27 protein-coding genes are annotated in these 24756 nt (G+C 61.4%); 12 read left to right on the top strand and 15 right to left on the bottom strand.

What is annotated here, in order from left to right; all coding sequences use genetic code 11:
- The first annotated feature begins 143 nt into the window (after positions 1–143).
- Positions 144–1034 carry a GNAT family N-acetyltransferase gene (locus tag PQQ96_RS19260; protein WP_408295032.1) on the top strand — a complete coding sequence of 297 codons (891 nt, stop codon included), beginning with the start codon at positions 144–146 and terminating at the stop codon, positions 1032–1034.
- Here the strand turns inward: PQQ96_RS19260 and PQQ96_RS19265 are convergent.
- Positions 964–2121 (bottom strand): patatin-like phospholipase family protein, encoded by a 1158-nt coding sequence (locus PQQ96_RS19265; RefSeq protein ID WP_408295035.1) that lies wholly within the window; start codon positions 2119–2121, stop codon positions 964–966. The two genes, PQQ96_RS19260 and PQQ96_RS19265, sit on opposite strands and share 71 nt — an antisense overlap.
- A 294-nt stretch (positions 2122–2415) precedes the next feature.
- Here PQQ96_RS19265 and PQQ96_RS19270 point away from each other — a divergent pair, with 294 nt between their 5' ends.
- The 6 genes from PQQ96_RS19270 to PQQ96_RS19295 all read left to right on the top strand — a co-directional run bounded on the left by PQQ96_RS19270 (position 2416) and on the right by PQQ96_RS19295 (position 6932).
- Positions 2416–3354, top strand: a complete 939-nt coding sequence (locus tag PQQ96_RS19270) for a S1C family serine protease (RefSeq protein WP_408295038.1) — start codon at positions 2416–2418, stop codon at positions 3352–3354.
- Positions 3355–3387: 33 nt separating this feature from the next.
- Positions 3388–4053: a response regulator transcription factor gene (locus tag PQQ96_RS19275; protein ID WP_408295041.1), complete on the top strand. Its 666-nt coding sequence runs from the start codon at positions 3388–3390 to the stop codon at positions 4051–4053.
- A 171-nt stretch (positions 4054–4224) separates the two neighbouring features.
- On the top strand, positions 4225–4605 hold the full coding sequence (locus PQQ96_RS19280) for a DUF2946 domain-containing protein (protein WP_408295043.1): 381 nt from the start codon (positions 4225–4227) through the stop codon (positions 4603–4605).
- A gap of 103 nt (positions 4606–4708) precedes the next feature.
- The gene (locus PQQ96_RS19285) at positions 4709–5635 is read left to right on the top strand and encodes a hypothetical protein (protein WP_408295046.1); all 927 of its coding nucleotides are present in this window, start codon (positions 4709–4711) and stop codon (positions 5633–5635) included.
- Positions 5635–6012 (top strand): copper resistance CopC family protein, encoded by a 378-nt coding sequence (locus PQQ96_RS19290; RefSeq protein ID WP_408295049.1) that lies wholly within the window; start codon positions 5635–5637, stop codon positions 6010–6012. The genes PQQ96_RS19285 and PQQ96_RS19290 overlap by 1 nt, the downstream gene beginning before the upstream one ends.
- Positions 6013–6014: 2 nt before the next feature.
- Complete coding sequence (locus PQQ96_RS19295; RefSeq protein WP_408295052.1) at positions 6015–6932, top strand: CopD family protein; 918 nt, start codon at positions 6015–6017, stop codon at positions 6930–6932.
- A gap of 166 nt (positions 6933–7098) precedes the next feature.
- Here the strand turns inward: PQQ96_RS19295 and PQQ96_RS19300 are convergent, their stop codons facing one another.
- The 4 genes from PQQ96_RS19300 to PQQ96_RS19315 all read right to left on the bottom strand — a co-directional run bounded on the left by PQQ96_RS19300 (position 7099) and on the right by PQQ96_RS19315 (position 11495).
- Positions 7099–7695: a PqiC family protein gene (locus PQQ96_RS19300; RefSeq protein WP_408295055.1), complete on the bottom strand. Its 597-nt coding sequence runs from the start codon at positions 7693–7695 to the stop codon at positions 7099–7101.
- Complete coding sequence (locus tag PQQ96_RS19305; RefSeq protein ID WP_408295058.1) at positions 7695–9320, bottom strand: PqiB family protein; 1626 nt, start codon at positions 9318–9320, stop codon at positions 7695–7697. Before PQQ96_RS19305 ends, PQQ96_RS19300 begins: the two co-directional genes overlap by 1 nt.
- Entirely contained in the window at positions 9313–10581 is a 1269-nt protein-coding gene (locus PQQ96_RS19310) for a paraquat-inducible protein A (protein WP_408295061.1), read from the bottom strand. The genes PQQ96_RS19305 and PQQ96_RS19310 overlap by 8 nt, the downstream gene beginning before the upstream one ends.
- A gap of 317 nt (positions 10582–10898) precedes the next feature.
- Complete coding sequence (locus PQQ96_RS19315) at positions 10899–11495, bottom strand: TetR/AcrR family transcriptional regulator (protein ID WP_408295064.1); 597 nt, start codon at positions 11493–11495, stop codon at positions 10899–10901.
- A gap of 293 nt (positions 11496–11788) precedes the next feature.
- Here PQQ96_RS19315 and PQQ96_RS19320 point away from each other — a divergent pair, with 293 nt between their 5' ends.
- Positions 11789–12451 carry a DUF3313 domain-containing protein gene (locus tag PQQ96_RS19320; protein ID WP_408295067.1) on the top strand — a complete coding sequence of 221 codons (663 nt, stop codon included), beginning with the start codon at positions 11789–11791 and terminating at the stop codon, positions 12449–12451.
- Positions 12452–12578: 127 nt separating this feature from the next.
- On the top strand, positions 12579–12800 hold the full coding sequence (locus PQQ96_RS19325) for a hypothetical protein (protein WP_408295070.1): 222 nt from the start codon (positions 12579–12581) through the stop codon (positions 12798–12800).
- 21 nt (positions 12801–12821) lie between these two features.
- Here the strand turns inward: PQQ96_RS19325 and PQQ96_RS19330 are convergent, their stop codons facing one another.
- From PQQ96_RS19330 to PQQ96_RS19355, 6 genes are all read right to left on the bottom strand, one after another.
- Positions 12822–14141: an MFS transporter gene (locus tag PQQ96_RS19330; protein WP_408295073.1), complete on the bottom strand. Its 1320-nt coding sequence runs from the start codon at positions 14139–14141 to the stop codon at positions 12822–12824.
- Positions 14142–14186: 45 nt separating this feature from the next.
- Complete coding sequence (locus PQQ96_RS19335) at positions 14187–14393, bottom strand: DUF2783 domain-containing protein (protein WP_408295076.1); 207 nt, start codon at positions 14391–14393, stop codon at positions 14187–14189.
- A complete protein-coding gene (locus tag PQQ96_RS19340; protein WP_408295079.1) occupies positions 14380–16098 on the bottom strand; it encodes an FAD-dependent monooxygenase in 1719 nt (572 codons plus the stop codon). Before PQQ96_RS19340 ends, PQQ96_RS19335 begins: the two co-directional genes overlap by 14 nt.
- Positions 16099–16117: 19 nt before the next feature.
- Positions 16118–17263: an alpha/beta hydrolase gene (locus PQQ96_RS19345; protein ID WP_408295082.1), complete on the bottom strand. Its 1146-nt coding sequence runs from the start codon at positions 17261–17263 to the stop codon at positions 16118–16120.
- Positions 17260–17805 (bottom strand): VOC family protein, encoded by a 546-nt coding sequence (locus tag PQQ96_RS19350; protein WP_408295085.1) that lies wholly within the window; start codon positions 17803–17805, stop codon positions 17260–17262. Before PQQ96_RS19350 ends, PQQ96_RS19345 begins: the two co-directional genes overlap by 4 nt.
- A gap of 123 nt (positions 17806–17928) precedes the next feature.
- The gene (locus tag PQQ96_RS19355) at positions 17929–18702 is read right to left on the bottom strand and encodes a helix-turn-helix transcriptional regulator (RefSeq protein WP_408295088.1); all 774 of its coding nucleotides are present in this window, start codon (positions 18700–18702) and stop codon (positions 17929–17931) included.
- A gap of 265 nt (positions 18703–18967) precedes the next feature.
- On the opposite strand from PQQ96_RS19355, the gene PQQ96_RS19360 reads away from it, so the two are divergent.
- Positions 18968–19189 carry a DUF2964 family protein gene (locus PQQ96_RS19360; RefSeq protein WP_408295091.1) on the top strand — a complete coding sequence of 74 codons (222 nt, stop codon included), beginning with the start codon at positions 18968–18970 and terminating at the stop codon, positions 19187–19189.
- A 219-nt stretch (positions 19190–19408) separates the two neighbouring features.
- On the opposite strand, the gene PQQ96_RS19365 is transcribed toward PQQ96_RS19360, so the two are convergent.
- The gene (locus tag PQQ96_RS19365) at positions 19409–20248 is read right to left on the bottom strand and encodes an AraC family transcriptional regulator (protein WP_408295094.1); all 840 of its coding nucleotides are present in this window, start codon (positions 20246–20248) and stop codon (positions 19409–19411) included.
- Between the two features lie 139 nt (positions 20249–20387).
- Between PQQ96_RS19365 and PQQ96_RS19370 the strand changes: the two genes are divergently transcribed.
- Positions 20388–21596 (top strand): FAD-dependent oxidoreductase, encoded by a 1209-nt coding sequence (locus PQQ96_RS19370; RefSeq protein ID WP_408295096.1) that lies wholly within the window; start codon positions 20388–20390, stop codon positions 21594–21596.
- A gap of 11 nt (positions 21597–21607) precedes the next feature.
- Complete coding sequence (locus PQQ96_RS19375; protein WP_408295099.1) at positions 21608–22033, top strand: hypothetical protein; 426 nt, start codon at positions 21608–21610, stop codon at positions 22031–22033.
- A 363-nt stretch (positions 22034–22396) separates the two neighbouring features.
- Here the strand turns inward: PQQ96_RS19375 and PQQ96_RS19380 are convergent, their stop codons facing one another.
- The 3 genes from PQQ96_RS19380 to PQQ96_RS19390 all read right to left on the bottom strand — a co-directional run bounded on the left by PQQ96_RS19380 (position 22397) and on the right by PQQ96_RS19390 (position 24755).
- On the bottom strand, positions 22397–23371 hold the full coding sequence (locus PQQ96_RS19380) for a response regulator (protein WP_408295102.1): 975 nt from the start codon (positions 23369–23371) through the stop codon (positions 22397–22399).
- Positions 23372–23608: 237 nt separating this feature from the next.
- A complete protein-coding gene (locus PQQ96_RS19385; RefSeq protein WP_408295105.1) occupies positions 23609–24025 on the bottom strand; it encodes a RidA family protein in 417 nt (138 codons plus the stop codon).
- On the bottom strand, positions 24015–24755 hold the full coding sequence (locus PQQ96_RS19390) for a DUF3726 domain-containing protein (RefSeq protein ID WP_408295108.1): 741 nt from the start codon (positions 24753–24755) through the stop codon (positions 24015–24017). Before PQQ96_RS19390 ends, PQQ96_RS19385 begins: the two co-directional genes overlap by 11 nt.
- Position 24756: the final 1 nt, after the last annotated feature.

Genomic DNA, 24756 nt, shown 5'->3' on the forward strand with positions numbered 1-24756 from the left:
CGTACCCCGCCGGGTGCGGCGTTTTTTTATCGGACGTGCTCGGGCCGCTTCCCCTGACTCAATCGAAGCCAGAAAAGGCAATCAGATTAGTGCGTCAATGATGATAGATTTCAAGGCTTCGAAACGTCCCCGATGTGATTCCCATGATTCTGACAGGGCCTGAAGTTGCCTATGCGCTAGAGAATGCCGAGGCCCGACATTTGGCGCTGCAAGTCGAAACTTACCGTGGACTGACAAAGCGTGAAGGCGTCCATACGCTCGAAATGTGCGGAGGGATTGCGGCGCTGACTGAAAACATCTTCGGAAGAAAGCTCAATCACGTCACGGGGTTCGGTATGGGTACACCGGTCAGCGCGGACGCTGTCGAGCAGCTTGAAGCGGTATATAACGAGCGGGCGCTGGATGTCGAGATCGATCTCTGCCCGCATGCAGATGGCACCGCGCTCGCTGTGCTAATGGAGCGTGGATACGCAGTCAATGCATTCAGTAACACCTACGTCCGGATGCTAATCGATGAGGATCTGACAGCACGGCCGCCGAACGGCATCGAGATCGTGACCGATCGCGCCATCGTCGAGGATGTGTTTGTGTCACATTCGATCGCGGGGTTCGAAATGCAAGCGGTACGTCGATCGCCTCTTCTGCTTGAAGCGCTTGCAAAGATTGCCATTGCGAGAGCCGATACGATGCTGTTTGCGGCAAGACTGAACGGCCAGCTCGCGGGCACCGGAGGCATGAGCGTCATTGCAACTCCAGTGGGAAAAATCGCGCATCTCTACATTGCCAGCACGCATCCTGCCCATCGTGGTCGTGGCATTCAGCTCGCGCTAATCCGGTCGAGACTGGCCGCCGCGCGGAACGCGGGCTGCACAATGGCGAGCATTACCGCCCGGCCTTACAACACTAGCGCTCGTAATACAGAACGGGCCGGTTTTAGTCTTGCTTATACAAAAGCAACGTTTGTTAAGCGGTACTCCCCGGCTGTACAGGGTGATTCTTTGAATCGACGCTCCTCACCCCCAACACCGGCCTGACCAGTTCAGCGTGAACGTCACACGATGACGCGCGGCCGATCTGGCCTTGACTGAAAGCGAGCCATCGGTCGGCCACCGCTCGCCCGCGCTCGAACAACCTGTCGATGAGCGCCCACGACGTGCTGCTCTTCGACACGAAGCCGAACTCCGCCAGAAAAGGGTCGTCACGGATCAGGTGGAAGCGCACTGGCTTGTATTTCGTCCGCTTCGACGCGCCCGCGCCACCGAGATCGGCCAGGACGCGATTCACCGCCTCGATGGCATTAATCTCAAGCACGACGGACGCATTGAAACCGATCTCGTTCAGGCGATCCTGAATGTCGGGCGCATTTCTGGGCGGCATGTGCTGCCTGACAAGCGGATTGACCATCACCAGGATCAGGTCCTGGACGACATCGACGAGCGGCGACAGCGGCGGGTTGCCGAGATAACCGCCGTCCCAATAGGGCACGCCGTCGATCGTCACCGCCCGAAACACGGTCGGCAGGCAGGCGGAGGCACGCAGCGCATCAATGGAAATTGCCGGCTGCGTGAATATCACGCGCTGGTTGTCGCGTACATTCGTCGCCGCGACGAACACGGGTGCCGCGCCTTCGGTCTGGTTAAATGCCGCCAGATCGGCGGGGGGCAAGGCCTGCTCAAGCAGCGGCTGCAGCGCATCCTGGTAGAACGGATTGTTGTACGGAGAGATAACGAGGCCCACGGCCTCGAGAGCGATCGCCATTGGACTCCAGTCGATGTTCCAGCCACCGAACGGACCGGGTTCGGCAAACCCGAAGAGCGAATTGCCGGCGAGTGCGCCGCTGCGCGACACTGCTTCCCAGAATGCACGGAGCTTGCCTCGCGCCGCTTCGGCGCCACCGAGTGCCAGTCCGCACGCACACAGCGTGGCGTTGATGCCGCCCGCGCTCGCGCCGCTGAACGCGGCGATATGAAGCCTCTCCCGCTCGACCTCTTCCAGCAGCCGGTCGAGCACACCCCACGTGAAGGCGCCATGCGACCCACCGCCCTGCAGCGCCAGCGCAACGCTCGGGAGGCCGTCGGCCTGGTTTGGCTCGGCAGCAGCAGCCGTTTGCTCATTCTCCATCGTGCATGCTCCCTCGATGTCGAAACGATGACGTGTGCTTCTTGGGCAACGCCAACACGCCCTGTCTGGCAGCGTAGCCGGAAGTGACACGGTCGTAAAGCCGGATGCACAACGGCCAAACAATGTCGCATCCCGACGCCCGTATTGCATCCAGCCGACTACCCATTCGGGTGGTGTGCGTCCGTTCTCGCCCTGTCATTCTGAATACGCTCGCCAGCACCATGCCGGCGAAGAATCGCGCACATAGGGCGCGAAACACGCGCGGATCGCGTTCCAACTGGCAGGAGAAACGACATGGAAACCTCAACGTCTGGCGGAAATCCCTTGCAGGACCTTTCCGATAACCTGGCGGGCATCGTCGAGCGCGTGGGACAGCGCGTCGTCGCGGTGCACGGGCGGCATCGCATTCCTTCAAGTGGCGTAATCTGGCGGGGGGGCGTCGTCGTCACGGCTGCGCACACGCTCAGACACGAAGACGGGATCAACGTCACGCTGGCCGATGGCCGGACCGTCGCGGCGGTTCTCGCGGGGCGGGACACGGGCACCGATCTCGCCGTGCTCAAACTGGACGGCGTGGACGTCGACCCAGTCGAGTCCGGCGACGCCCGTTCGCTCAAGACAGGTCATCTGGTGCTCGCAGTCGCGCGGGATGACGGGCCTGGCGCCAGTGCCGATTTCGGCGTAGTCGGCGCCGTTGGCGGACCCTGGCGTACGTGGCGTGGCGGGCAACTGGATGCGTTCGTGCGGCTCGACGGTGGTCTGCGCCCGGGTTTCTCGGGCGCGGCCCTCACGGATATGCGCGGACAGGTCATGGGCATCTGCACATCGGCGCTCGCACGTGGCGCCGGCATCCTGATTCCGGCGGCAACCGTGGCGCGCATCACCGACGAACTGCTGGCCAAAGGACACGTGTCACGCGGCTACCTCGGCGTGGGCACGCAGCCAGTCAACCTGTCGGAAGCATGGATGCAGAAAATGACTTTGTCATCCGATCACGGATTGCTGGTCGTTTCGCTCGCGGCGAACGGTCCGGCGGAAAAGGCCGGCGTGCTGATCGGCGATGTGCTGATCGAGCTGGACGGTGAGCCATGCCGCGATATGGACGACGTGCACGACGCGCTAGGTTCCGAGCGCATCGGCCAGGCGCTGAAGATCGCGCTGATTCGCGGCGGGGAGCGCCACGAGTGTGCGGTCATCGTCGGCGAACGCCCTCAACGGAATGCGTGCCGCTGAGGTTGAGGCAACCAGTCAAGTGGCGGGTAGCAAATGGCACAGATGAGGCCGGTCCGGGTCGTCGTTATCGCCGAAGCGCCGCAGGTGCGCGCGGGCCTGCAAGCGCTTGTCGATGCGACGCCGTCACTCGGGTTCGTGGGCAGTGCACCCGACGGGGAAAAGCTCGTCATCGGCTTTGCCGGTTCGTTGCCGGATGTGATCGTCATCGACCTGGAGCCTGAGGCGAGCGACACGCTCAGGTCAAGTTTCGACGCAGCGCTCGACGCAACTCAAGCGCCGTTGGCGCTCGTTTTGTTGACCGACGATACGGACATCGAATGGATTCATGAGGCGGTGCCCGACAACGTCATGGCGATCCTGCCGCGAGACGCGGCCCCAGGCGAAATCGTCGCCGCGATCGAAGCCGCGGCCGCGGGTCTTTGCGTGCTGCCGCCAGAGATCCTCGCGAGGCTGCTGGCCGGACGAAAGCCGCCTCGCCCGCTGGCGTCCGCAGTGCACATCGAAGCCCTGACTGCACGCGAGATCGAAGTGCTGGCGATGCTCGCCGAAGGGCTCGGCAACAAGGAGATCGCGCGCCAACTCACCATCTCCGACAACACCGTCAAATTCCACCTCTCCGCCATTTTCGGCAAGCTGGGCGCAACAAGCCGCACCGAAGCGGTGATGCTGGGTATGCGGCACGGATTCATCATGGTGTAGCGAATCGAGGCGACGCCGGCTCGACCGAAGCTTCGCAATCCGCTATTCCTGTCAACGTGCTTACAATGCAACTCATCTACCCCGAATATGTGGGACTTTGTATCTTCAAGTGAATAGTTGCGTGGCATAATCGGCGCCATTCATTGCCTCCTCTCATGCTTAGCGCTCAGCATGCTTCGTCTTCGCCTCCAGAAAATCGGCAGCCTGTTGGGATTGCTTGCAATCCTGATGAGTACGCTCGCGCCGACAGTTTCGCAGGCGCTGGCGGCACACGATCGGCTCGGCCAGGCACTCGCCACTTACTGCTCCGCAGATCCGGATAACAGTCCGGTCGCGCAGAACAGCAAATCCTCGCATTCACCGGCATTCCATTGGCAAGCTTGCGCTTATTGCGGCGTGCTGGCCCACGCGCCGGTGCTGCCGGGTACGCCTGCGGTGTTTGCCGCCACGCTATCGGTTGCGCGAGCACCGGTCGTCGCAACGCACGACGCGGTCCACGTCCCCCTCATCTATACCGCGGCCCAGCCGCGTGCGCCTCCCGTTCTTTCCTGAGTCGATCTGTACCCGAACAGAATCCGCGCTGCGTTAGCAGTCGCGGGACGTCGCCGCACGCAAACGCGGCGATGCATCAAGACAATTGGAGAAGAATCAGATCATGCGTACGTTCTTCAAACGGCACGCGGCGCCCGCGCGCGCTGCCCTGATGATGGCGGCCGGCGCCGCCTGCCTCGCCGGTTCGCCGGCTGCATCAGCTCACGCGGTGGTTGGCGACCGCGTATTTCCCGCCACGCTGACGGTCGACGACCCCGGTGTCGGCGATGAATTCGACACCCAGTTCGGCCACATCAAGACCCCGGACGACAACGGTGACAACATGAACGTCAACACCGTGTCCTACGAGTGGGACAAGCTGATCACGAAGAATCTCGCCTTCAGCATTGCCAGCGACTACGTGACCCAGAACGCCCCGAACGGCGGCTCGGCCAAGGGCTGGGACAACATCACCGTCGGCGCCAAGTACATGATCTATGCGAATGCGCGCCACGAATTCATGACGTCGATCGGGCTGCTCGCTGAAGTTGGCGGAACCGGCGCGAAATCGATCGCGAATTCGTATTCGACGCTCACGCCGAGTTTCTATTTCGGCAAGGGCTTCGGCGACCTGCCGGCCTCGCTGAACTACCTGCGGCCTTTCGCCGTCACCGGACAGATCGGCCCCAACCTGACGACGACGTCGTCGGATAACGGACCGAATTCGCTCGGTTGGGGACTCACGTTGCAGTACAGCATTCCTTACCTGCAATCGCAGGTGAAGGACCTCGGGATTCCACAACCGTTCAATAACATGGTCCTGGTCGTAGAAGCCCCGATGAGCACCTGTACGGCGGGCGCATGTGCCGGCCAAACAACCGGCACCGTCAACCCGGGCGTTCTCTGGCTCAACCGCTACGGCCAGTTTGGCATCGAAGCACAGATCCCTGTCAATCACCTGACCGGCAACCATGTGGGCGTCCTGTTCGACGCTCACCTGTATTTCGACGACATCTTCCCTAACTCTCTCGGCAAGCCGCTCTTCAACTGATGAAAACCGCTCTCCTGAACGCCTCCATGGCGCGCGGCCTCGTCGCCGCGCTGACGCTGACTGTTGCGCAATTCGCGCACGCTCATGCCTATCCAACTCACGAGGCGCCGTCCGCCGGCTCGACCGTGAGCACTTCACAAAAGGATGTGGCCATCGATTTCGATGATGGTCTCGAACCGGCGTTCAGCTCGATCTCCGTCACCGATGCGCAGGGCAAGCCGGTGACGAGCGGCAAATCCGTGGTCGATCCGTCCAACAAGAAGCACATGTCGGTGGCGCTGAATCCACTGACGCCGGGCGACTACTCGGTTGCCTGGGTGGCGGTCGCTGACGACGGTCACCGCACACAGGGGCACTACACCTTCACGGTGAAGTAACGGTGGATCCGCTCGTCGTCGTGCAGATCGTCGTCGCGGCCGCGCAAGACATGCTGTTCGCGGTTGCTGTCGGGGCGCTCGTGTGCGGCGTGCTGCTCGGGCGGCAGGATCAGGGCCGAGCCGCTGCTTCAGTGACGCTGGGCCGCTCCCGACTCGATGCACTCTGCGTGCTCGTGTTGGCCTGCGGCCTGTACCTATGGCTGCAGGCTGCCGTGATGAGCGGGTCGGCGTTCAGCGACGCAGGTGCGGCGGTCGGCGCCGTGCTGAGGCAATCGCACTTCGGCATCGCGTGGTCGGTGGGCTTTGCCGGGGCGGTATTCGCGTGCCTTGGCGGCACGCGCAACAGCCGCCCGGCGTGGTGGCTCGCGACGGTGGGCATACTCGTCTACGTGGCGGGCAAAGCCTCTGCCAGCCACGCCGCCGACGCGGGTGATTTCACGGTGCGCGAGGCGGCGCATGTGGTGCATCTGAGTGCAACGGCGTTGTGGGCGGGCAGCGTGATCGTCGCAGCACCCGTGCTGTGGCGATGGAATGATCCGGCATCGGCTACGCCGCTGCGGCGCGTGGCGTTCTGCACACAGTTGTCGCATCTGGCGACGATTGCACTCGCGGTGGTGATCGTGACCGGCCTCTATAACGTGACGCAGGACACGGCGCACCTCACCGCGCCATTGCTTAGCGTGCTGTATGGGCGCGTGCTGACGCTCAAGCTCGTGTTCGTCACACTGGCGGTGCTGCTGGGGGGCTACAACCGGATGATCTATCTGCCGCATCTGCGAACTACGGCAGAAGATGGCGGCGCTGCGTATCGCGATGCGCAGCGTGGCATCGACCGGCTGCTGGCCGTCGAAGCCGTCGTCATGCTTGCGGTATTAGCTGTGGCCGGCGTGCTGGGCCATACGTCGCCTTCGGGCGGCTAGGCCAGCATGCGCTGTCATCTCACACGGCGACGCTTTCCGTCGCCGCCCAGCGCTCGCGCCGCCCGGGTACCTGGACCGCTCGCTCAACAGTCTGTCGCATCGACTGACCAGCTTCCAGGCCTGACCTCCCCCTAGCGGCCGCCAAAGCTCGCGATAAAGTCTCGTATCACTGTCGCATAGCCGAACGCGCCGCTACGGCGACATCACCTGCCACGGACGCAAGGGCTCGGCTGTACGCGTCTACCAGGGCGTCGTAGCCAGGTCCGCTCACGGTCTCGTGTACAACCGTTCGTCCGCTGATTCTTTCCTCACGCTTCGGCTGACGCACCGACCAGATAACGGCCAGCGTCACTGTGCCGTCGGCCGACGAATCGAAGGTCTGCACATCAACCGATACGCGGCAGGCGTTTTCGTCCACACGTTGTGGATAGCTGGATACGATCGCTCCGGGGATGCGTTGCGCGAGATCCGCAGCCAGTACGCGTGAAATCTGACTCTTCAGCGGCTCGGCCCAGCGCGCGAACTCATCGATAGACACACGGTTCGCATCCAGCCCGGATACGATTTGCGGTCGATCGACCAGCTCGGGAACCGTCACCGGATCGATCGCGATCAGGATCGGATCGGCGCGTTGCGGTTGTCCTACCGCTTGAACCGCACTCAATGTGTAGAAACGTGACGCCGGCGACGTTGCGCATCCGGCGAACACGGTCAACATCATCAACACGATTGTCGTCAGACGTAACGTTTTAATTCTGCTCATCACCTGTCCTCGGTCTTGCCACGGAGCAGCGCTTCTGGATGGCGTTGGAGATACTCCGCCAGCGCGCGGAACGAGGCCGCTGTCCGCGACAACTCGCGCATGGTTTCCGCAGTGCTTTGCTGCAATGGCGAGTCGCTTTGCAGCGCGCGATTCGCTGACGTGAGCGCTTCACGTGCTGTGGCCAGCGTCGCTTTTGCCTCCGGCGCCACGTCGGTGTTGATCGTATTCATCAGCGTATCCGCGTCATTGAGCGTTTTGCGCAGGTCGTTGCCGATTCCTTCAAATGGAATCCTGTTCAGCTTGGCAACAAGACTTGCTATGGAGTCCTGTAAGCCCTGCAGGTTGCCCGGTACCGTTGGCAGTTGGGGCGTCTTTTTACTCCAGTCGACGGCTGCCTTCGGTGCCGAGGGAAAGAAATCAATCGCGATATAGAGTTGACCAGTCAGCAGACTCGCCGTCCTCAGTTGGGCCCGCAGCCCTTTTTTCACCAGATAGTCCGCGAACTCTTTGCGCTCCGACGGTATCGCCGCAATGGCGCTTCCGGAGTCGTCGCGTGAAATCAGCCGTTCAGGAAAAATGCTGACCTCGACGGGGATACTGAATTCCTTTGTCGCCGGGTCAAAGTGCGTGTTGATCGCCGAGACCTCGCCGATCACGATCCCGCGGAAGTCAATGGGCGCCCCGACAGTCAATCCGCGCACAGACTCCTTGAAGTTGAGCACGTACTTGTCGACGAGCGCGTCATGCTCCTTCATTGCCTCGGCCCGACCTACGAAAAGCTCGTACTGATGCTGCGCGTCTGCTTCAACCCGGTTCGTCGCGCCAGATGGGTTCTCGAATGCGAGGCCACCAATCAGGACTGACACCAGCGATTCGGTGTTGACCTTTACGCCTGTCGTATCCAGCGTCACATCCACACCGCTTGCGTGCCAGAAGCGCGTGTCGCTCGTCACGTAGCGGTCGTAAGGCGCATTGACAAAGACATGGATGATCATTCCCGCGCCCTCGGGATCAAGCGCGAAGGAAACGATCTGACCGACCTGGAGCCGCCGGAAGAATACGGGCGAACCGACATCGAGCGAGCCCAGGTTATCGCTTTTAAGCACGAACTCTCGCCCGGGCGCCCCTGAAGCCAGGACCGGTGGCGACTCAAGTCCGACGAAATCACTGCGCGCCTTTTGCGCCGTCCCGATGTCCATGCCGATGTGGGACCCGGACAGCAAGGTACCGATGCCCGACACCGTTCCTCCGGAGATACGCGGTCGAACAACCCAGAAGCGGGTATCGTCGACGAGCATGCTGGAAGCGTTGCGGGACATTTCGGCGCTGGCGATCACGGTCTTGTGATCGTCGGAAAGTTCGACGCTCCTGATCACACCAACATCGACATTCTTGAACTTGATCTTCGTCTTGCCGGCCTCAATACCTTCACCCGTCGAAAATCTGATCGTGATGGTTGGGCCACTTTTCATGACGGATTGCACGACCAGCCAGCCGGCAATCAGGAGTGCAACAATCGGCACCACCCACACAAGCTGCAAACCCCACTTCGATTGTTTAGCAGCAACCGCTGCTGGAAAGATGGACGCACTTTGCTCATCTTTCTGGCCGGGCAACTCATTCACTTTCCAACTCCACTGCGTCCCATATCAATCGTGGATCGAATGACAGCGCGGCGAACATGGTCAGCACGACTACCCCGCCGAATGCAATCGACCCCGGACCTGCGCCGATCGTTGCAACCGAACCGAATTGCACGAGCGCGACCAGGATGGTGATGACGTAGATATCGAGCATCGACCAACGGCCGACTAATTCCACCCACCGGTAGATACGTGTCCGGTTGCGCGGCATGAGGGATGAGCGCAACTGGGTGCTCCAGGCGAGATAGGCTAACGACAGGATTTTGAGCATGGGTACCACAATGCTGGCGATGAAAACGATCGTGGCAAGCGCCCATGATCCAGAGGTCCAGAGAAACACAACACCGCTTAGAATCGTGTCGGATTGCGCGCTAAATAAGGTACTGGTGACCATAACCGGCAGGCAGACGGCCGGGATATAGAGCACCACTGCGGCCAGCAGGAATGCCCAGGTACGTGCGAGGCTATTGGGCTTGCGCAGGTGCAGCACTGCGCTACAACGCGGACACATCCCGCTACGAACATGACCGGGCGGTTTTGACATCAAGCCGCAGTCGTGACAAACGAACAGACCTGCGCGTGCGGCGCTAGCCACGTTGGCACCTGCCTTTAGCGCGTGTAACGCGATGTCGACGCCGGGCGCGCTTTCAATCCGCGCCCATATATCGCGCGGATTGAACGAAACAGACGCTGCCGCGAGCAGTACCATCACCACGCCGAATGCCCAGATCGCGACGCCTGGGACGACGGTCGCGAAGTGCTGGAGTTTGACGAGCGCGACCAGCATGGCAAGCATGAGCACTTCGATCATTCCCCAAGGCGCGACATGCCTGAGCACACGCAGCACAATCTCGGGACGCTGGGGCAAACCGCCAATATGCAGCGGCAAGAGTAGATAGATCACCGCCGCGATGTTCAGTGCCGGCATCAGAATCGTCGTCACGAAAACCAGACCCGCTATGGGCCACATGCCGTCGGCGTACAGCGAAGAAGCCGCCCCAAACAACGTGGTTTCGACGAGCGCGCCCTTGACCCAAAGTCCGACGATCGGAAAACAGTTGGCAACCAGGAACAGGATCCCGGCAGCCAGGGTGAACGCCAGAGCGCGGTCATAGGTGGCCGGCAGGCTTCGATACAGGGCCGCGCCGCATCGGTGACAGCGCGCGGTACCGCGCTCAAATAGCGGCGCCTTCCACTGGAGCAAATCACATTCGTGACACGCGATTAAGCTGGCTTCATTCATTTTCGGCATCCGCTGCGGGCGCATCACCCAGAGGCGCGCGGCCCTAATTCCAAACTCATGTGAGGCGCCAGCCTAACACCGCAATTTAAACATGTAAACCGGATAGACGGTTTGTTTGTGACTCGGACTCGCGCAACGCTGCTACCAAAGCGGGCCGTCCGTCGCGATCAAGCCACCGGGCGTGGTGGACTCCTTATGGACACCGAATATTCAAGCGCACACGACGCTTAACAGCTTTGAGCGTCGTGAATGGTGCTGTTGCTCACTGCAACATCACCCGTTCCCAGTCGGCCGCTTCGGCCTTGATGCGTTGGGGGTCAGCCTGCCGACCGTTTACGGCGTTTTGGCGCCGCCCTCTGAGCCTGCCAGCTCTCTTCGTCGAGGAGACGGTCGAACAGCCTGTTGCGATCCGAATCACCCAACGGCGACAATCCCAACAGGGCGTGAAATGCGAGTCCGCTGGCAGCAAAGTATCGCAACAACGACAAATCCGGGTCGGCCGCGTCATCTTGCATTGCCTTCATTTTCGCTGTGTCAGGCGTTCTCATGTCTTCCAGCAAGGCTGGATTCTCGACAATCGCGGCGAGAATGGCCCGTGCCACGGAATGCGGCTGATTGACGGACTCCCGATAAATCGCAATCTGGGATGCCAGGGTCGGTTCGGCCTTCGACGCACCGTCCTTGGTCATATAGTCGCGCGCAAATTGCTCGAACTGCTGCCGCTGATGTTCCAGCAGCGCGCAAAGCACGCCGTGCTTGGTGCGGAACTGATGCAGCAATCCGCCTTTACTAATGCCGCTTTCACGCGCCAACGAATCGAACGTCAGTCCACCGACACCTTCCCGGGTGAGGATGGTGAAAGCGGCTTCAATCGCCCTTCTGCGGGACATCTCCGAACGGGTCTGGTTATCCATTATCGATATTGATGAATTCGCGATGATTGCCGCGCTGGACCGATAACGGCCGCGTAGCCAGGGTATTTGGCAAGCAATTCAATGCAGTGAATCGGGGTCTGCGAGCAGTCTCGCAAACCGTCGGCGCAACAGGGTTCGCGCTGAAGAGTGGAATTGTACCGTGCCGAAACCATCATAAACAAGCCGGATAGACGGTTTACAAATAATAACGACGGTGCTACTGTTCGGCCTCATCGGTCCTGCCCCGGACAGAACACCTCCCGACCCCTGATTTGCCCTTCAAGGAACGCAACATGCTGAAGAAAAACCTCGTCCCGCTGCTTGTCACCGCCGCAGCGGTACTGACCTTGACCGCGTGCGCGGGTGTGCAGCCGGTCGCCTATGCGGGCATTACCTCTTCGTCGCAATTGACGCAGAACCGCGGCGACGATTCAGGCAAGGTGCCCTACAAATACGCGGCTCCTGTGGTCTGGTCGCGCTACACGCAGCTCGTGCTGGATCCGGTGGTCGTCTATCAGGGCAATGACAACCAGTTCGGCGACATGAAAAGCGCGGACCGCGCCGCGCTTGCCGATTACATGGCAAAGACGTTTTCTGAAAAACTGGCGACAAAGTTCAGTGTTGCGCAGCAGCCCGGCCCTAACACGCTGCGGATCAAGCTGACACTGACGGGCGCCGAAACGACCACGACGCTTGTTGGACAGTTCATGCATTTCGACCTTGCAGGCAATCTTTATAACGGCGTGCAGTCGATCCGCGGCGGCCAGGGTGCGTTCAGCGGTTCGGTTTCCTATGCCGTGGAAGTCTATGACGGCGCCAGTGGCCAACTGCTGAAGGCGTACGTTTCCAAGCAATATCCCAATGCGATGAACCTGCCGGCGGCCTTCGGTTCATTGAGTGCAGCGAAGACTGGCCTCGACAAGGGGGCGGACGCGTTGGTCGCCCAGCTTCATTAACGGGGTTCTTGCTCGCAGAATCGCGCGGACTGGCGCTTTGCCCGACGGGCAGTGGCTCCGCCGTATGAATCACCGGAACTCACCGCGGACGGAAAGCGGCTGTTCCGGACTTCTCCAAGGTTAGCGCATGCGCGCATTGGCCGACTTCGTTGTCTCACTCGCGCCCCCGCCCTTGATGGTCGCCATCGTGTTTTCGATCGCGTACCTGCTGGTGGGAATTCCGATCCAGTTCCGACGCGGCGCGGGCGCGCGAGACGTGTTCGGCACGCTGGCTGGCGTCTTCGCCGCCCTCCTCTACATCACGCTCGTCCTGGATTTCCATCCGGCTGCTCACATCACCCCACGATAACCCGGCTCAACGCGGCATTGGCTAAGCAGGTTCCTGCACGGGCTGACGAGCGTCGGCCAGCACAAAGTACAAGGTCACGCCACCGGCAATCAGCAGCATTGCTAGCAAATAGAGGCCGTTGTCGAGTTTGCCGGTCGTAGTCTTGATCCAGCCGATCATGGTCGGGCTAAAGAAGCTGCCGAGTTGCCCGAGACTGCTGATCAGCGCAACGCCACCTGCCGCGCCGCTTCCGGATAAATACTCCTGCGGAATCGACCAGAAAATCGGTAGCGCCGAAAATGTCAGGACGACCGCCACGCTCAGCAGGCAGATCAGCGACGCGAGACTGCCGGTGGTCAAAGCCAGCATCGACAAAGCAAGTCCGCCACCGATCGCGCATACCGCGTAATGCACGCGCCGTTCGCGATACCGGTCTGAATGACGCGACATCAGCACGATGCCAACCGCCCCGATTCCGTAGGGAATTGCGCTGTACAAGCCCACGTGCAGCATATCGGTCACGCCCGCCCCTTTGATCAACGCGGGCAGCCAGAAGCTCACGGCCATCGTGCCGCATGTCAGCGTGAAATAGACCGCCGATAGCAGATAAACGCGCGGGTTACGCAGCGCCTCGCGGAATGATCCGGACGCTACGTGACGCTTGGCCTGCTCGTCCGCATCCAGTGCAGCCTGCAGACGACGCTTCTCATCGTCGGTGAGCCACCGTGCCTTTGCCGGCGAATCCTCAAGCACCCACCAGGCGAGCGCCCCGAGTCCGATCGCCGGCACGCCCTCGATGATAAACAGCCATTGCCACCCAGCCAGCCCGCTCATGCCCCCCGTGTATTGCATGATCGTGCCGGACACGAGACCGCCGAGTACGCCTGCGATCGCTACAGCAACGAATAACCATGACGTCACGGTGGCCCTGCGCGAAGCCGGAAACCAGAACGTCAGATACAGGATGATCCCCGGGAAGAAGCCCGCTTCAAATGCGCCGAGCAAAAAGCGCATCGCGTATAGCATGGAGGGCGTTTTCACGAATGCCATGCAAGCTGACACCAGGCCCCAGCACACCATAATGCGCACAAATGTGCGACGCGCACCGATGCGTTGCAACACAAGATTGCTCGGCACTTCGAAGAGAAAATAGCCAAGGAAGAATACGCCGGCGCCGAGTCCGTAGACGACGTCGCTGAAGCCCAGATCACCTTTCATCTGGAGTTGAGCAAAGCCGATGTTGACGCGATCGAGAAACGCCACGACGTAGGCGACGAACAGGTACGGAACGATACGTAAAGCGACCTTGCGGTAGAGCTTCTGCTCCGCGTCGGGCGCGGGAACGTCTGATTGGGTTTGCATGTTTTGTCTCCTGTCTTGCCTGATGGAAGTCTCTTCGGACCTGTTCTAATGTTTCGACAAACTGGGCAGCGGAACCGACTCGGTTGCGGCCCGGATCGCCTGTCTGCACCGACTGATATCGCCGACTTCTTCCATCAGTAGTAGTGCCAGTCGTGCCAGCATCAGACTCTCGCGCTCAAGCCCGACCGAACTGATCGCCTCGCAGCACGCCGTGTAGAGCTCGTCGCGCTCGCTGTCTTCAAGCATCGGCATGAAGGTCCTCCGTCTGAGTGAACTGGGCATCGAGCGGAGCGCTGCTCGCATGCCGCAAAGCTGTGCGGACCATCGCAACGGACGGGCTGTTCCACGCAGCGCATAGATGACCGTCGGGACGCACGAGCCATACGTCTGCGTCGCGTGCGCCATGGGTCGCCGCGAGCGCACCCGTGCAATCCGTCAGGACGCGCGTGCCCGACCACGCAGACAGTGGCGCGGTAGCGTCGAACTGCACCTGCACCACGCGTACCGGCACCGCTTCAGTTCGCGTCAACCCAGTCAGATCGTCGCATCCGTGTCCGAACACGAGTAGCGTGAAATGTTGCCCCTCTACATCGGACAGGAACCGCTCTCCCCGGCTTCCCGTCACCGGAACATCGGCAATCAGGTGCCCAAGGCGTGGGCCGCGCGGCAAACCCGCGCCGCTCGACAGTGGCGAATCGGTGTAGTCGATCGCACTCGTTTGCCGCGGATTGACGAGCTTCGCGATGTCGCGATGCCGTTCGGCCAGCGACAGCGCCGCCTCGCGCATCAGCGAATAGCCTCGGGACGGCGGCGCCATGAACTCCGTGCTGCGCATCGCATTCTTTGCATTGACGCGAAACGCGTGGACCCGCTCAGCGCTGTAACTGTCCAGCAGCGCATCGCCACCCCAACCCCGCAGCATCGCGGCCAGCTTCCACGCGAGGTTGTCCGCATCGTCGAAACCGGAGTTGAGTCCCCGCACACCGAAAATCGGCATGGCATGCGCGGCATTGCCGGCGAACAGAATGCGGCCGTGACGATAGCCCTCGAGCGACATCGCGCCTGCCCGGTACGCGCTCGTCCACACGAGCTTCCATGGCAGATGCGCCTGGCCGATCAACTCAAGCTGCTTTTGCACATAAGGCGTGACGGCCTCGGGTGTGATCGCCATGTCGATGTCGGTATCGTCCGGCACCTGGTAGTCGATACGCCAGAGATTGTCGGGCTGCTTGTGCAGCAGCATTGTCCAGCCCGGATTGGACGGCGGATCGAACCACGCACGCCGCTCCGCGGGCTCGGGGCTCTCAAGTTCGATATCGACGATCACGTACTTCCCTTCGTAGGCCGCCCCCACCAGTGGCAAGCCGAGCTGTTTGCGCACAAAGCTCTGCCCGCCATCACAGGCAACCAGCCACGCTGCGTCGAGCGTGTAGGTTCCTTCGGGATGTTCCACCTGCGAGGTCGAACCGTCCGCGCCCGTCGTCAGTCCGGTGACCTGACTGCCCCAACGGATGTCGATCAGATCGGCATAGTTCGTCGTGATTTCGTCGACTAGAAACTGCTCGATGTAGTACTGCTGCAGGTTCACCATCGGCGGCAGTTTCTGGTTTTCGTCGTACGGCATGTCAAACCTGAAGACTTCCGTTTGCCGGTAGAAACTGCGGCCCGAGGTCCACGCGAGGCCCTTCTGCAGCACCGCGTCGAGCACGCCGAGACGCTCGAGGATCTGCAGGCTGCGGCGCGACACGCATGCGGCGCGGCTCCCTATGCAGACGGTGTCATCGGCTTCGAGCACCACGGACGGTACGCCATAACGGGCCAGACCTAACGCTGTTGCCAGTCCCACGGGGCCGCCGCCGCAAATGGCCACCTGATGCCGCGTGACATCGCGGCCGCCCTCCAGAGATGGCAACGGCGACGCGTATTTCCGGTAGCGGAACGGTCCGATCGATTCCATTTTTCAGCGCTCCCGATCTTCAGTGAGTATTCAGTAAGGACTGCTGGCCGAGCCAATCCCTAAACGTGTCCGCGGTGAAACGAACAAGGTCGGGCTGACCGGCAAGATAATGGTTCCCGCCCTGCACTGCCACTTCCGTTAGACGCTCGCGCGCTGCATCCCGCCATGCTTTAGCGGTGCTGGGGAACGTCGAACCGTCCGCGGTGTGGGTCATGAGCAGCACCGGCACGCTGGTTTTCGCGAGGTTGTCCGGCCCGTCGGCCTGCGAGCGTGACGACCATTGCGACAGCCACGAGCGCAACGTGTTGAAACGCCCCATTGCGTTTGCCGCGTAGTTGACGGTGCGGGCGTCGCCCCAGATCGAGCCGGCCACGCGATCGTTGGCGTCGAGCGACAGATCGAGAAAGCGCGGATCCGAATGCGTTCGATAGACCAGGAAGGTCTGGTCCTGTGGTGAGCCTGGCGTGACCCGCAACATGCGCAGACGCTGCAGCACCCATTGCTCGATGCGATCCCGCCGCGCTAGCTGCGCGGCGCGAAACGACGCCACGAACTCCGCCGAAAACGGCGCCGCCACACCGCTATAGAGATCCCATTGCGGATCGGTGGAAAGCGGATCGCTTTCATCGATCACCGACGGGTCCAGCCATTGCGCGATCAGCCGTGAGCGGCCGGCATGCGCGGCGGACAGCATGATCGCGTCCACCGGCGGCAGGTCTTCGCGCATCAGATGCGTGGGCAGGCCGTCGGCAAATCGTGTCGCCGTGAGATTTTCAGCCTGGGCCTGATAGAAGCTGCACAGCGCTGCCCCGCCTGAGTTGCCGATCAGTACGACTTTCCGGTAGCCCTGCTCGCGCAACCATGCCACGCCCGCGCCGAGATCCTGAATCACCTGTTCCATGAGCAGCATCGCGTCGTTGCCGGCATAGCGCGAATTGAGGCCGAGACAGGCGATGCCACGCTCAGCAAGCGGCTGCAGCAGATAATGCCCCATAAAATTGCTGGTGGGATGCATGACGATCGCGGCGACGTTGCGGTTGCCGTCCGCCGGTGTGGACATCGCCCCATAGATACGGGGCCGCAGATTTTGCAGACCCGACTGGCTTTCCATCGTGGCGCCGGGACGAACGTCGATCGTGACGAGTTTGAGAGTGGAGGGACTCATTGCGCGGCCCCCTGCGCGGCACCTTCCGTACGCAGTCGCTTCTCGCTGCTCCACGCGCGCAACTGCGCGTGCGCTTCTTTCGCGTGCTCCCGCATCACGGCTTCGCTGACCGTTGGTGTCGTCAGTTCCAGACGGATACCGTTGGGGTCGAAGAAATAGATCGATTCGATGATGTGATGATCGGTCACGCCCAGTACCTCCACGCCCTGCTCCTGCAAATGGGCTTTCATCCGGCGCAACTCGGCTGGGGAATCGACGCGTAACGCGATGTGATTGACCCAGCCTGGTGTATTGGGTGAAGGCGCGGCAGCGGTGTCGTCGCCGAGGTCGAAGAAGGCGATGAACGAACCGTCCGCCATTGCGAAGAAGATGTGCACGTACGGGCAGTACTCGCCAGTACTCGGAACATGGTCGTTGCGAATCAGATGGACGAGCGGCAGGCCCAGAATGTCTTCGTAGAAATGCCGCGTTTCTTCGGCATCGCGGCAACGCCACGCGAAATGATGCAGGCCTTGAACGACGCCTGAAAGGACGATGGGCATGACTGTCTCCAGAGGCACCGGCCTGACAAAGAGGCGCGGTTGGTTGAAGACGTAGTCTAGAAAGTGCCGGGCTGGCCGTCTGTCCTCATGAAAGAGGACACAGGCCGCTGGCGGGATCGGTGCTTACCCTAGCAGCGTGACGAGCGCGACGAGTTCGCTTTGCTTGGCAATGCCCAGCTTGGCAAAGGCGCGCTTCTTGTAAGTAATGACACTGGTGGGTGACAGGTTGAGCGCTGCGGCGACGGTTTTGGCCGTTTCGCCGCGCCCTAGCATCCGCGCGACGGATTTTTCCCGATCGGATAGCAGCGTCTGCCAGCGCTGCCAAAGTTCCGGCGCCACGGCGGGCGTAGGCAGCGCCGCCGACAGGCGGTTATGCGTGTCGGTCAGCGCCGCCAGAAAATCGCCAATCGACGAGATGGCCGCTTTCTCGCGCGCGTCGAAACGTCCTTGCCTCGTCGACTTGTACAGATTGAGGAACGAGATGGTGCCCGCCCCTGGCACGACGACGGACAGCTTGTCTGAAATCGCCGGCCTTGCGAAAAAGCGCTCGAAGTACTCCGCATTGGAGGCTTCGTCGATCTTCACCGATCGAACCGTCGGATCGGCGCGCCTCGGTACAGTCAGCGAGGTTTCCTCGCGCACGAGTGGATCCTGCAGGAAGTATCCGCCGACGTACGCTTCCGTGAGCCTGAGCGCGTCGGGCCGCGAATCGCGACTGGCGGCACCGGCCATCGTCGCAGTTTGACCGGCCACGTTGACCAGCGTGCAGTGATCCACGGCGACGAACGTGTTCAGCGCCGCGAGTACGGCGCTCGAGAATGCATCCGTGCCGGCTTCCCGAAGACTCTCGGCGAACACCATGGCATTGACGGCGGGGACGGACTGATTGCTCTGCATGCTGTGTAGCTTATTACAAAACGCGATCGTACCCGCCATTGCCGGATGGGGGCTATGGCACAGGCTCAGCCAAACCCGGCTTCAGAACGGTGCAGCCGAGGAAATCCGGCGCCGGTTCACGGCAGGCACAACGCGTATTGATGTGTAAGGCAAACTTCCTACAATGAAAGTACTGGCGCGCAGGGGGCCCAGATTGCCCGCAGAATCTCCCCCGCCGGTCGTTGATGGCTCGAGGCCGCGCGCTCGTATCGCGGAAGGATTCAACATGAAACCTGACCAGTTGGAAGTAAGTGAAGATCCGGAGGAAACAACCGGGAGCAAAGTGCGAGTCGTGCTCGCGGCGATTGGCACCTTGATGGCGGTGTTTGGCATCGCCATTTGCGTATTTGGCCTCGTTGAGTTCAACAACACGAAGATCCTTATCGGTGTAGGCGTCATCATTGTCTCGACAATCACCTACATTTTGATGCTGACGGGAACCAAGTGAAGTAACGATCCGTGATCGTGCACGATGTCACGGAAGGCTCATGGGGAGTCAACGGCGCAATCTGGCGGCTCCCAGACTTCGCGGAAGCGGCCGGTTTTTGCTACTTGAAATCACTTTGCCCTGCTAACTGACAATGCGATGGGGCCTTGCCGGCAAGATGATCATCCTCTGACCTGTTGCACAGCAATTCGGTAGCCGGTCAAGGTCCGACGTGAACGACTAGCCGAAGAGTTTGCTTTTCCCTTGCACACCCACGCTCACGCCCCTACCCAGATTGTCACGCCTCGCGAAATAGCGGCCCGGTGACTCACCGAACGCCTTGCGGAACATCGCAATGAAATTGCTCGGTGTCGCGTAGCCGAGTGCCTCGGCTACACCCGCGACGGCCTCCCCGTTTGCGAGCCTTTCGAGCCCCAGCGCGAGGCGGGCCTGTTGGCGCCATTGCACGAAACTCATGCCGGTCTGCGCAACGAAGTGCCTGCGCGCAGTTCGCGCCGAGAGGCCGGCCCACAGCGCAAGCTCGGCAAACGTTCTCCCGTCTTCCGGATGCTCGATCAGAAGGTTGGCTATCGCGAGGAGCCGCCGCTCGGCCGGCATCGGTAGATGGAGCACTTCGTGTCGAGAGAGACGGATTTCGTCGAGCAGCACCGCAACGAGGCGTTCCTGCTCGGGCTGCAGAGGGTCGCTGTTGGTCCAGCTTGCCGCCCGGCGTACAAGCGCGCGCAGCATCTCGCTGACGCCGATGACGCATGGCTCTTCAGGCAGGACGGCGGCCACGTCCGGTCTTAGCATCACACCCCAACCGCTCAACGCCCCGCTCACGCTCGCCTTGTGATCGACGCCGGGCGGAATCCAGCCAGCGCAATGTGGCGGCAGCAGCCACGACCCGCGCGCGGTGCGAACGCGGACCAGCCCGCTTTCGATGCAGAAGAGTTGCCCTCGCACGTGGCGGTGCCAATCGTATTCCCGGGTTCCAAGCCGGAACTCGTTTTCAGGCTCATCAGTGCCCCAGAACGCAAAAAGCGCTGGACCGTCCGGGCGATCGCTCTGATCTGACATGCGCTCACTTCCCCCGCTCGAAATTGGCCATCTTTCATTGTTTATCGTCCCAATGTAATTATCAGGCTACCACGGTTGACGGTTAACCTTGAGCATCCGAGGAGTGGAATGGCCGCTCCTGATCCAACGGGGAAGACGGATGCAGCAGGCGCATGTTTCGATTATCGGTGCGGGGCTGGGCGGGTTATGCCTCGCGCAAGGTTTCAAGCGGGCGGGAATCGCCTTCGATGTTTATGAGCGGGACGCGGCAGCCACCAGCCGCGGCCAGGGGTATCGGATCAGGATCGACGCCGATGGGCAGGAGGCGCTATCGCAGTGCTTGCCTGCGAACCTCCACGCGTTATTCCGGCAAAGCTGCGGCGGCGCCAGAAGCGTCCAGTTCCTGAATTGCGACCTTGAGCAGATCGAGGGCCGGCCAGCCAGAGGCTGGCGCACGGCAGCCGTCGAAAGCGACCCGCAACCCAAGGCGCACGACCTCAGCGCTAACCGGCAGACCTTGAGGGAGATCCTCTTGTGCGGCATAGAGGACCGGGTGCATTTTGGCCAAGCATTCCGCCGCTTCGAGCGCGTTGGAGACGGCGAAGTACGCGTCCAGTTCGACGACGGCGAAGAGCGGATTTCGACCTTGCTGGTCGGCGCCGATGGCGTTAACTCGGTTGTGCGCGGGCAGCTCGCGCCCGCAGCAGAGCCGGTCGATACCGGCGCGGTCTGCATCTATGGCAAAACCGCTGCCACGACAGCGCTCCGGGACAGCATCGGCGCGGCATTGTGCACGGGGACATCCGTGATCTTCGCCGATGGCTTCGCGGTGATTCTCGATCCGGTGCTGTTTCCAGAGCCGCTGCCTGTCCTCGCGGCAAGGCTTGCACCCGCATGCCGGCTCAACCCGGTCGATGATTACCTTTACTGGGCGTTCATCGGCCCGCGTGCCAGTCTGGGCGTGAGCGTGACCGGGTTGCCCGATCAGGCCCACCTGACGGCGCTCATTGAAGCGATCACTCGAACTTGGCACCCCCGGCTTCGTACGCTGTTCGCACGGGGTGATGCCAATACCCTCACGATACTGCCGGTCCGCAGCTCACCGCGGGCAATCGCGACATGGCGCCCCGGTCCCGTAACGCTGCTCGGCGACGCGATCCATGCGATGAGTCCTGCTGGCGGCGTCGGTGCCAACACCGCGCTGCGGGACGCCGCAGTGCTCGCCCGCGCGGCGGCGAACGGGCCGGACCTGCGTCAAGCCGTCTCCAGATACGAAATCGCGATGCGCGAGTGGGCGCAAGCCGCGATCAGCGCGTCCAACGACGGCGCGCGCCGCCTGTTCTGCGCGGCCACCATTCACGAAGCATGAAAGAAAGAACCATGGAATCAGCCAACCGTTTCATCGTGCATGACGTGGAAAGTTTTCCGGTCGTATGGTCACGCCGCTCCGCCATTCAACCCGGCTACGCGCCGCAATGGGAAAACGAAATGGACGCGCTGCTCAAGGGCGAAAAGCCTTTTGTGATCATTTTTGAGGAGGGCCAACCGGATGAGACACACGATGACCGGAAGACAAGAGGTCTTTGGCTCAAGCGCAACAAGCATGGACTCGGCGACCTGTGCAAGGCCGTGGTCGCCATTGAGCCGGATGCCGTCAAACGTACCGCTTTAAAGGTGCAGTCCGCGCTGGCGGCAAAGGCATTCGGCGTGGCGATGGAGATCGTTGCGTCAAAGGAGGCGGCGCAGACATTAGCCTGTCAACTACTCGCGCATGCGGGCGGTGATACCACTCGCCTCCACCCTTAACTGTCACCCCTGACGTCGGTGCCAGGAACGCGCCGGCGCTTGCCTCAGTGCGCGGTCCGCTGGCGAGCCAGATACCGGCAAGCGCACGGTGAACGTGGTGCGCGCGCCGCGCATCGACATGCATTCGATATTGCCGCCCAGAACAAAGTCCACGTGCCCTGCCACGCAGATGTCGCCGCGCACATCAAAAGAAATGGCGCTGACTGATGCGTCACGCCTTGTGCGATGAGTACGTAAAGGCCGAACACCACGAACAGCGCAGACACAAAGGCAGTCGGAATGGCGTACATGTAGCTCAATGTGTCTGCAATCGTTGGTCTATTCCGGCATTGTTATAGTGGCGTACGCGACGGGGCCGACCCGTTATCCGCGAGGTGGCTGATTCCGGTCACTGCGCCATTGCGCAAACGTCTGCGTGGTCAAACCCACGTCGGCCGGGTCTATTCGGGTCCAGCAAAAGAAAGCATCGTCCCAGTCCGGGATGGCTTGCGGCTTGATTGTCCTGTAGTGCGTTTCTGGACGGAAAGCCAGATGCGGCCAGAAAACAGGCATCGACTCGCGCACGGCCATTTGCCTCAACAGATCCGCCGGCCCACTCTCATCCGCCACGATCTCCGCCTGGGAGATCCAGTCGTTCTCGGCCCATGCAAGGAAAACGCTCGGGTGGCCCGCACGGTCGAACATCAGGATGGCATTCTGCTCCGGACGCCAGTAGTACTCGACGATGCCTTCAGCGGCCACCACCGCGTCGATAACCTTCCTCGTTCGTGGATCGCAATAGGTCGTGCCGTTTTCGCCCAAGCCCAACCAGCCCGCCTCCGAACAATGCCTGCCTTTGGCGTCTTTCAGAAAATGAACCAGTCTGCTGGCGGCATCCGCGTCCGTTTTTCTCAGATACAGATCGACGATTCCGGCATTGAAGGCCTTGACCGCGACGGTTTCATCCGCGACGCCGGTCAGGAGTACCTTCGCGCACCGCAAATTGGATATGGACGACAGGAATTCGACGCCGCTCAGCCCGGGCATGTCGTAATCGACGACAACCGCGGCCACCTCCGCGAATCGGGCATTCCGGGTCAGGATGTCCCGCTCGGCCGAGCTTTCGACAAACCGCTCCAGGCCAGTCTCGCTCAGACAGGCCGACGCCGGTGTGAACTCCAGCGAATCCTCGCGAGCATGTTTGCGGATGAAAGCGAGTGCGGTTTGAGGGCGCGTGAAAAACAGATTGGTGGAAATATCCGGAAAGAATCTGCGCAGCGCATCAAGATAGCTGTCGTTGTCGTCCACGAAAACGACGGAGGTCGGATAGAAAACAGGGGGTCGAATAAAATTGTTCATGTTTTTACGTGGAATATGTGGCGCGCCTTGCGCCGGCTCACACGCCGGCCTCTCTCACGCTGGCTCCCGGGCCGATTCCCGCTGAACCGTATAGTACAAGGGTCTCTGCATGAACGTGCAAACTTGCGCAGCGTTTCCGTCATAGTATGCCAATGAAATAATTTAATTTTAATGGCATCGAACCCAAGGACGCCGGCCGGCCCGCACGACGTGAACGAATCCGGTCCGGAATGACGGCTAGCGCCAAGACACGCAAGCATAGGCCACGATCTCCACCAGCATGTCCTCACGAGCCAGGCCGGCCACGACGAACGATGCCCGGTTTGGGAAAGGCGGCGAAAAATACTGCTGATAAGCCGCATTAACAGCCGGCAACCAGGCCCGATCCGTCACGTAGATCAGAATCTGCGCGACATCGCGATGCGACGCCCCCGCCGAAGCGAGTGTCTGCAGCAGATTCCCAAACACCTGTTGCGCCTGCTTCTCAATACCACCCGCTACGACCGCCCCATCTGGCCCCACCGGTATCTGCGCGGTATAAAGCGTACCGTTGCCGAAAACCGCCCACTCGAAGAGCTGCTTTGGGCTTTGCGGCAGCCCCGTACTGATTGCCGTAACGTGACCGGCTACTGCGTTGTGCAGGTCAGAATCCATCGTCTGCGCCCCCCGCGCCGTGTTCTCGCGACGCTTGCGTTGCCGGGACAAGCACCCTGGTCTTCCACGCGACCAGGCGGTCGACCTGCGAAGCATCCACTTCGATGCCGCGCCACAGTGCGTCGCGATAGCGCGCATCCAGTTCCACCGAATCGATCGCGCCCGCGAGATGTTGGCCCGTGGCCCGTTGCGTTTCGCAGGCATCCTCGTGTGCCATGCAGCAGACGACGATTTCCCGCGCCGTTGTGCCAGCCTGGGTGCTGAAACCCAGGTAGCTTGGATATTCGTCGTGCCCTGACGTGGTGGCGAAGTGCAGGCCCGCCTGGTCTGTCCAGGAAAGATCGAAACGGCGGCCGCGAGTACACATCGCCTTCAGACCGTAGACCGCCAAACGCGGCGCCAATGCATTCGATATTCGCACCGTTGCCGCGCCCGTCTGCGTCGCCCTCGCCCACGCCAGTTCGAATGACAGCAGACAGCCTGCGAGTCCAGAAGATGAACTGGCGCGCTGCGCGTTTGCGCCGCGCGCGCCCGGCAGCGCCGGGTCGACGCTGTAATCCTCGTGACGCGCGACGCCGAGCAGGCCGCCGATGGCGTCCATGCCGTCAAACCCCATCGCCTGCAGCCACACGGCGGCATCCGCTGCGTCTTCGTAATCGCCTTGTGCCCAGCCGCTGCCTTCCAGCGCGCTGCGGCACAGCGAGTTCAATTCGTTGATCGCCATCTTCATG

The sequence above is a fragment of the Paraburkholderia sediminicola genome (assembly GCF_046027825.1).
GTDB lineage: Bacteria > Pseudomonadota > Gammaproteobacteria > Burkholderiales > Burkholderiaceae > Paraburkholderia > Paraburkholderia sediminicola_D.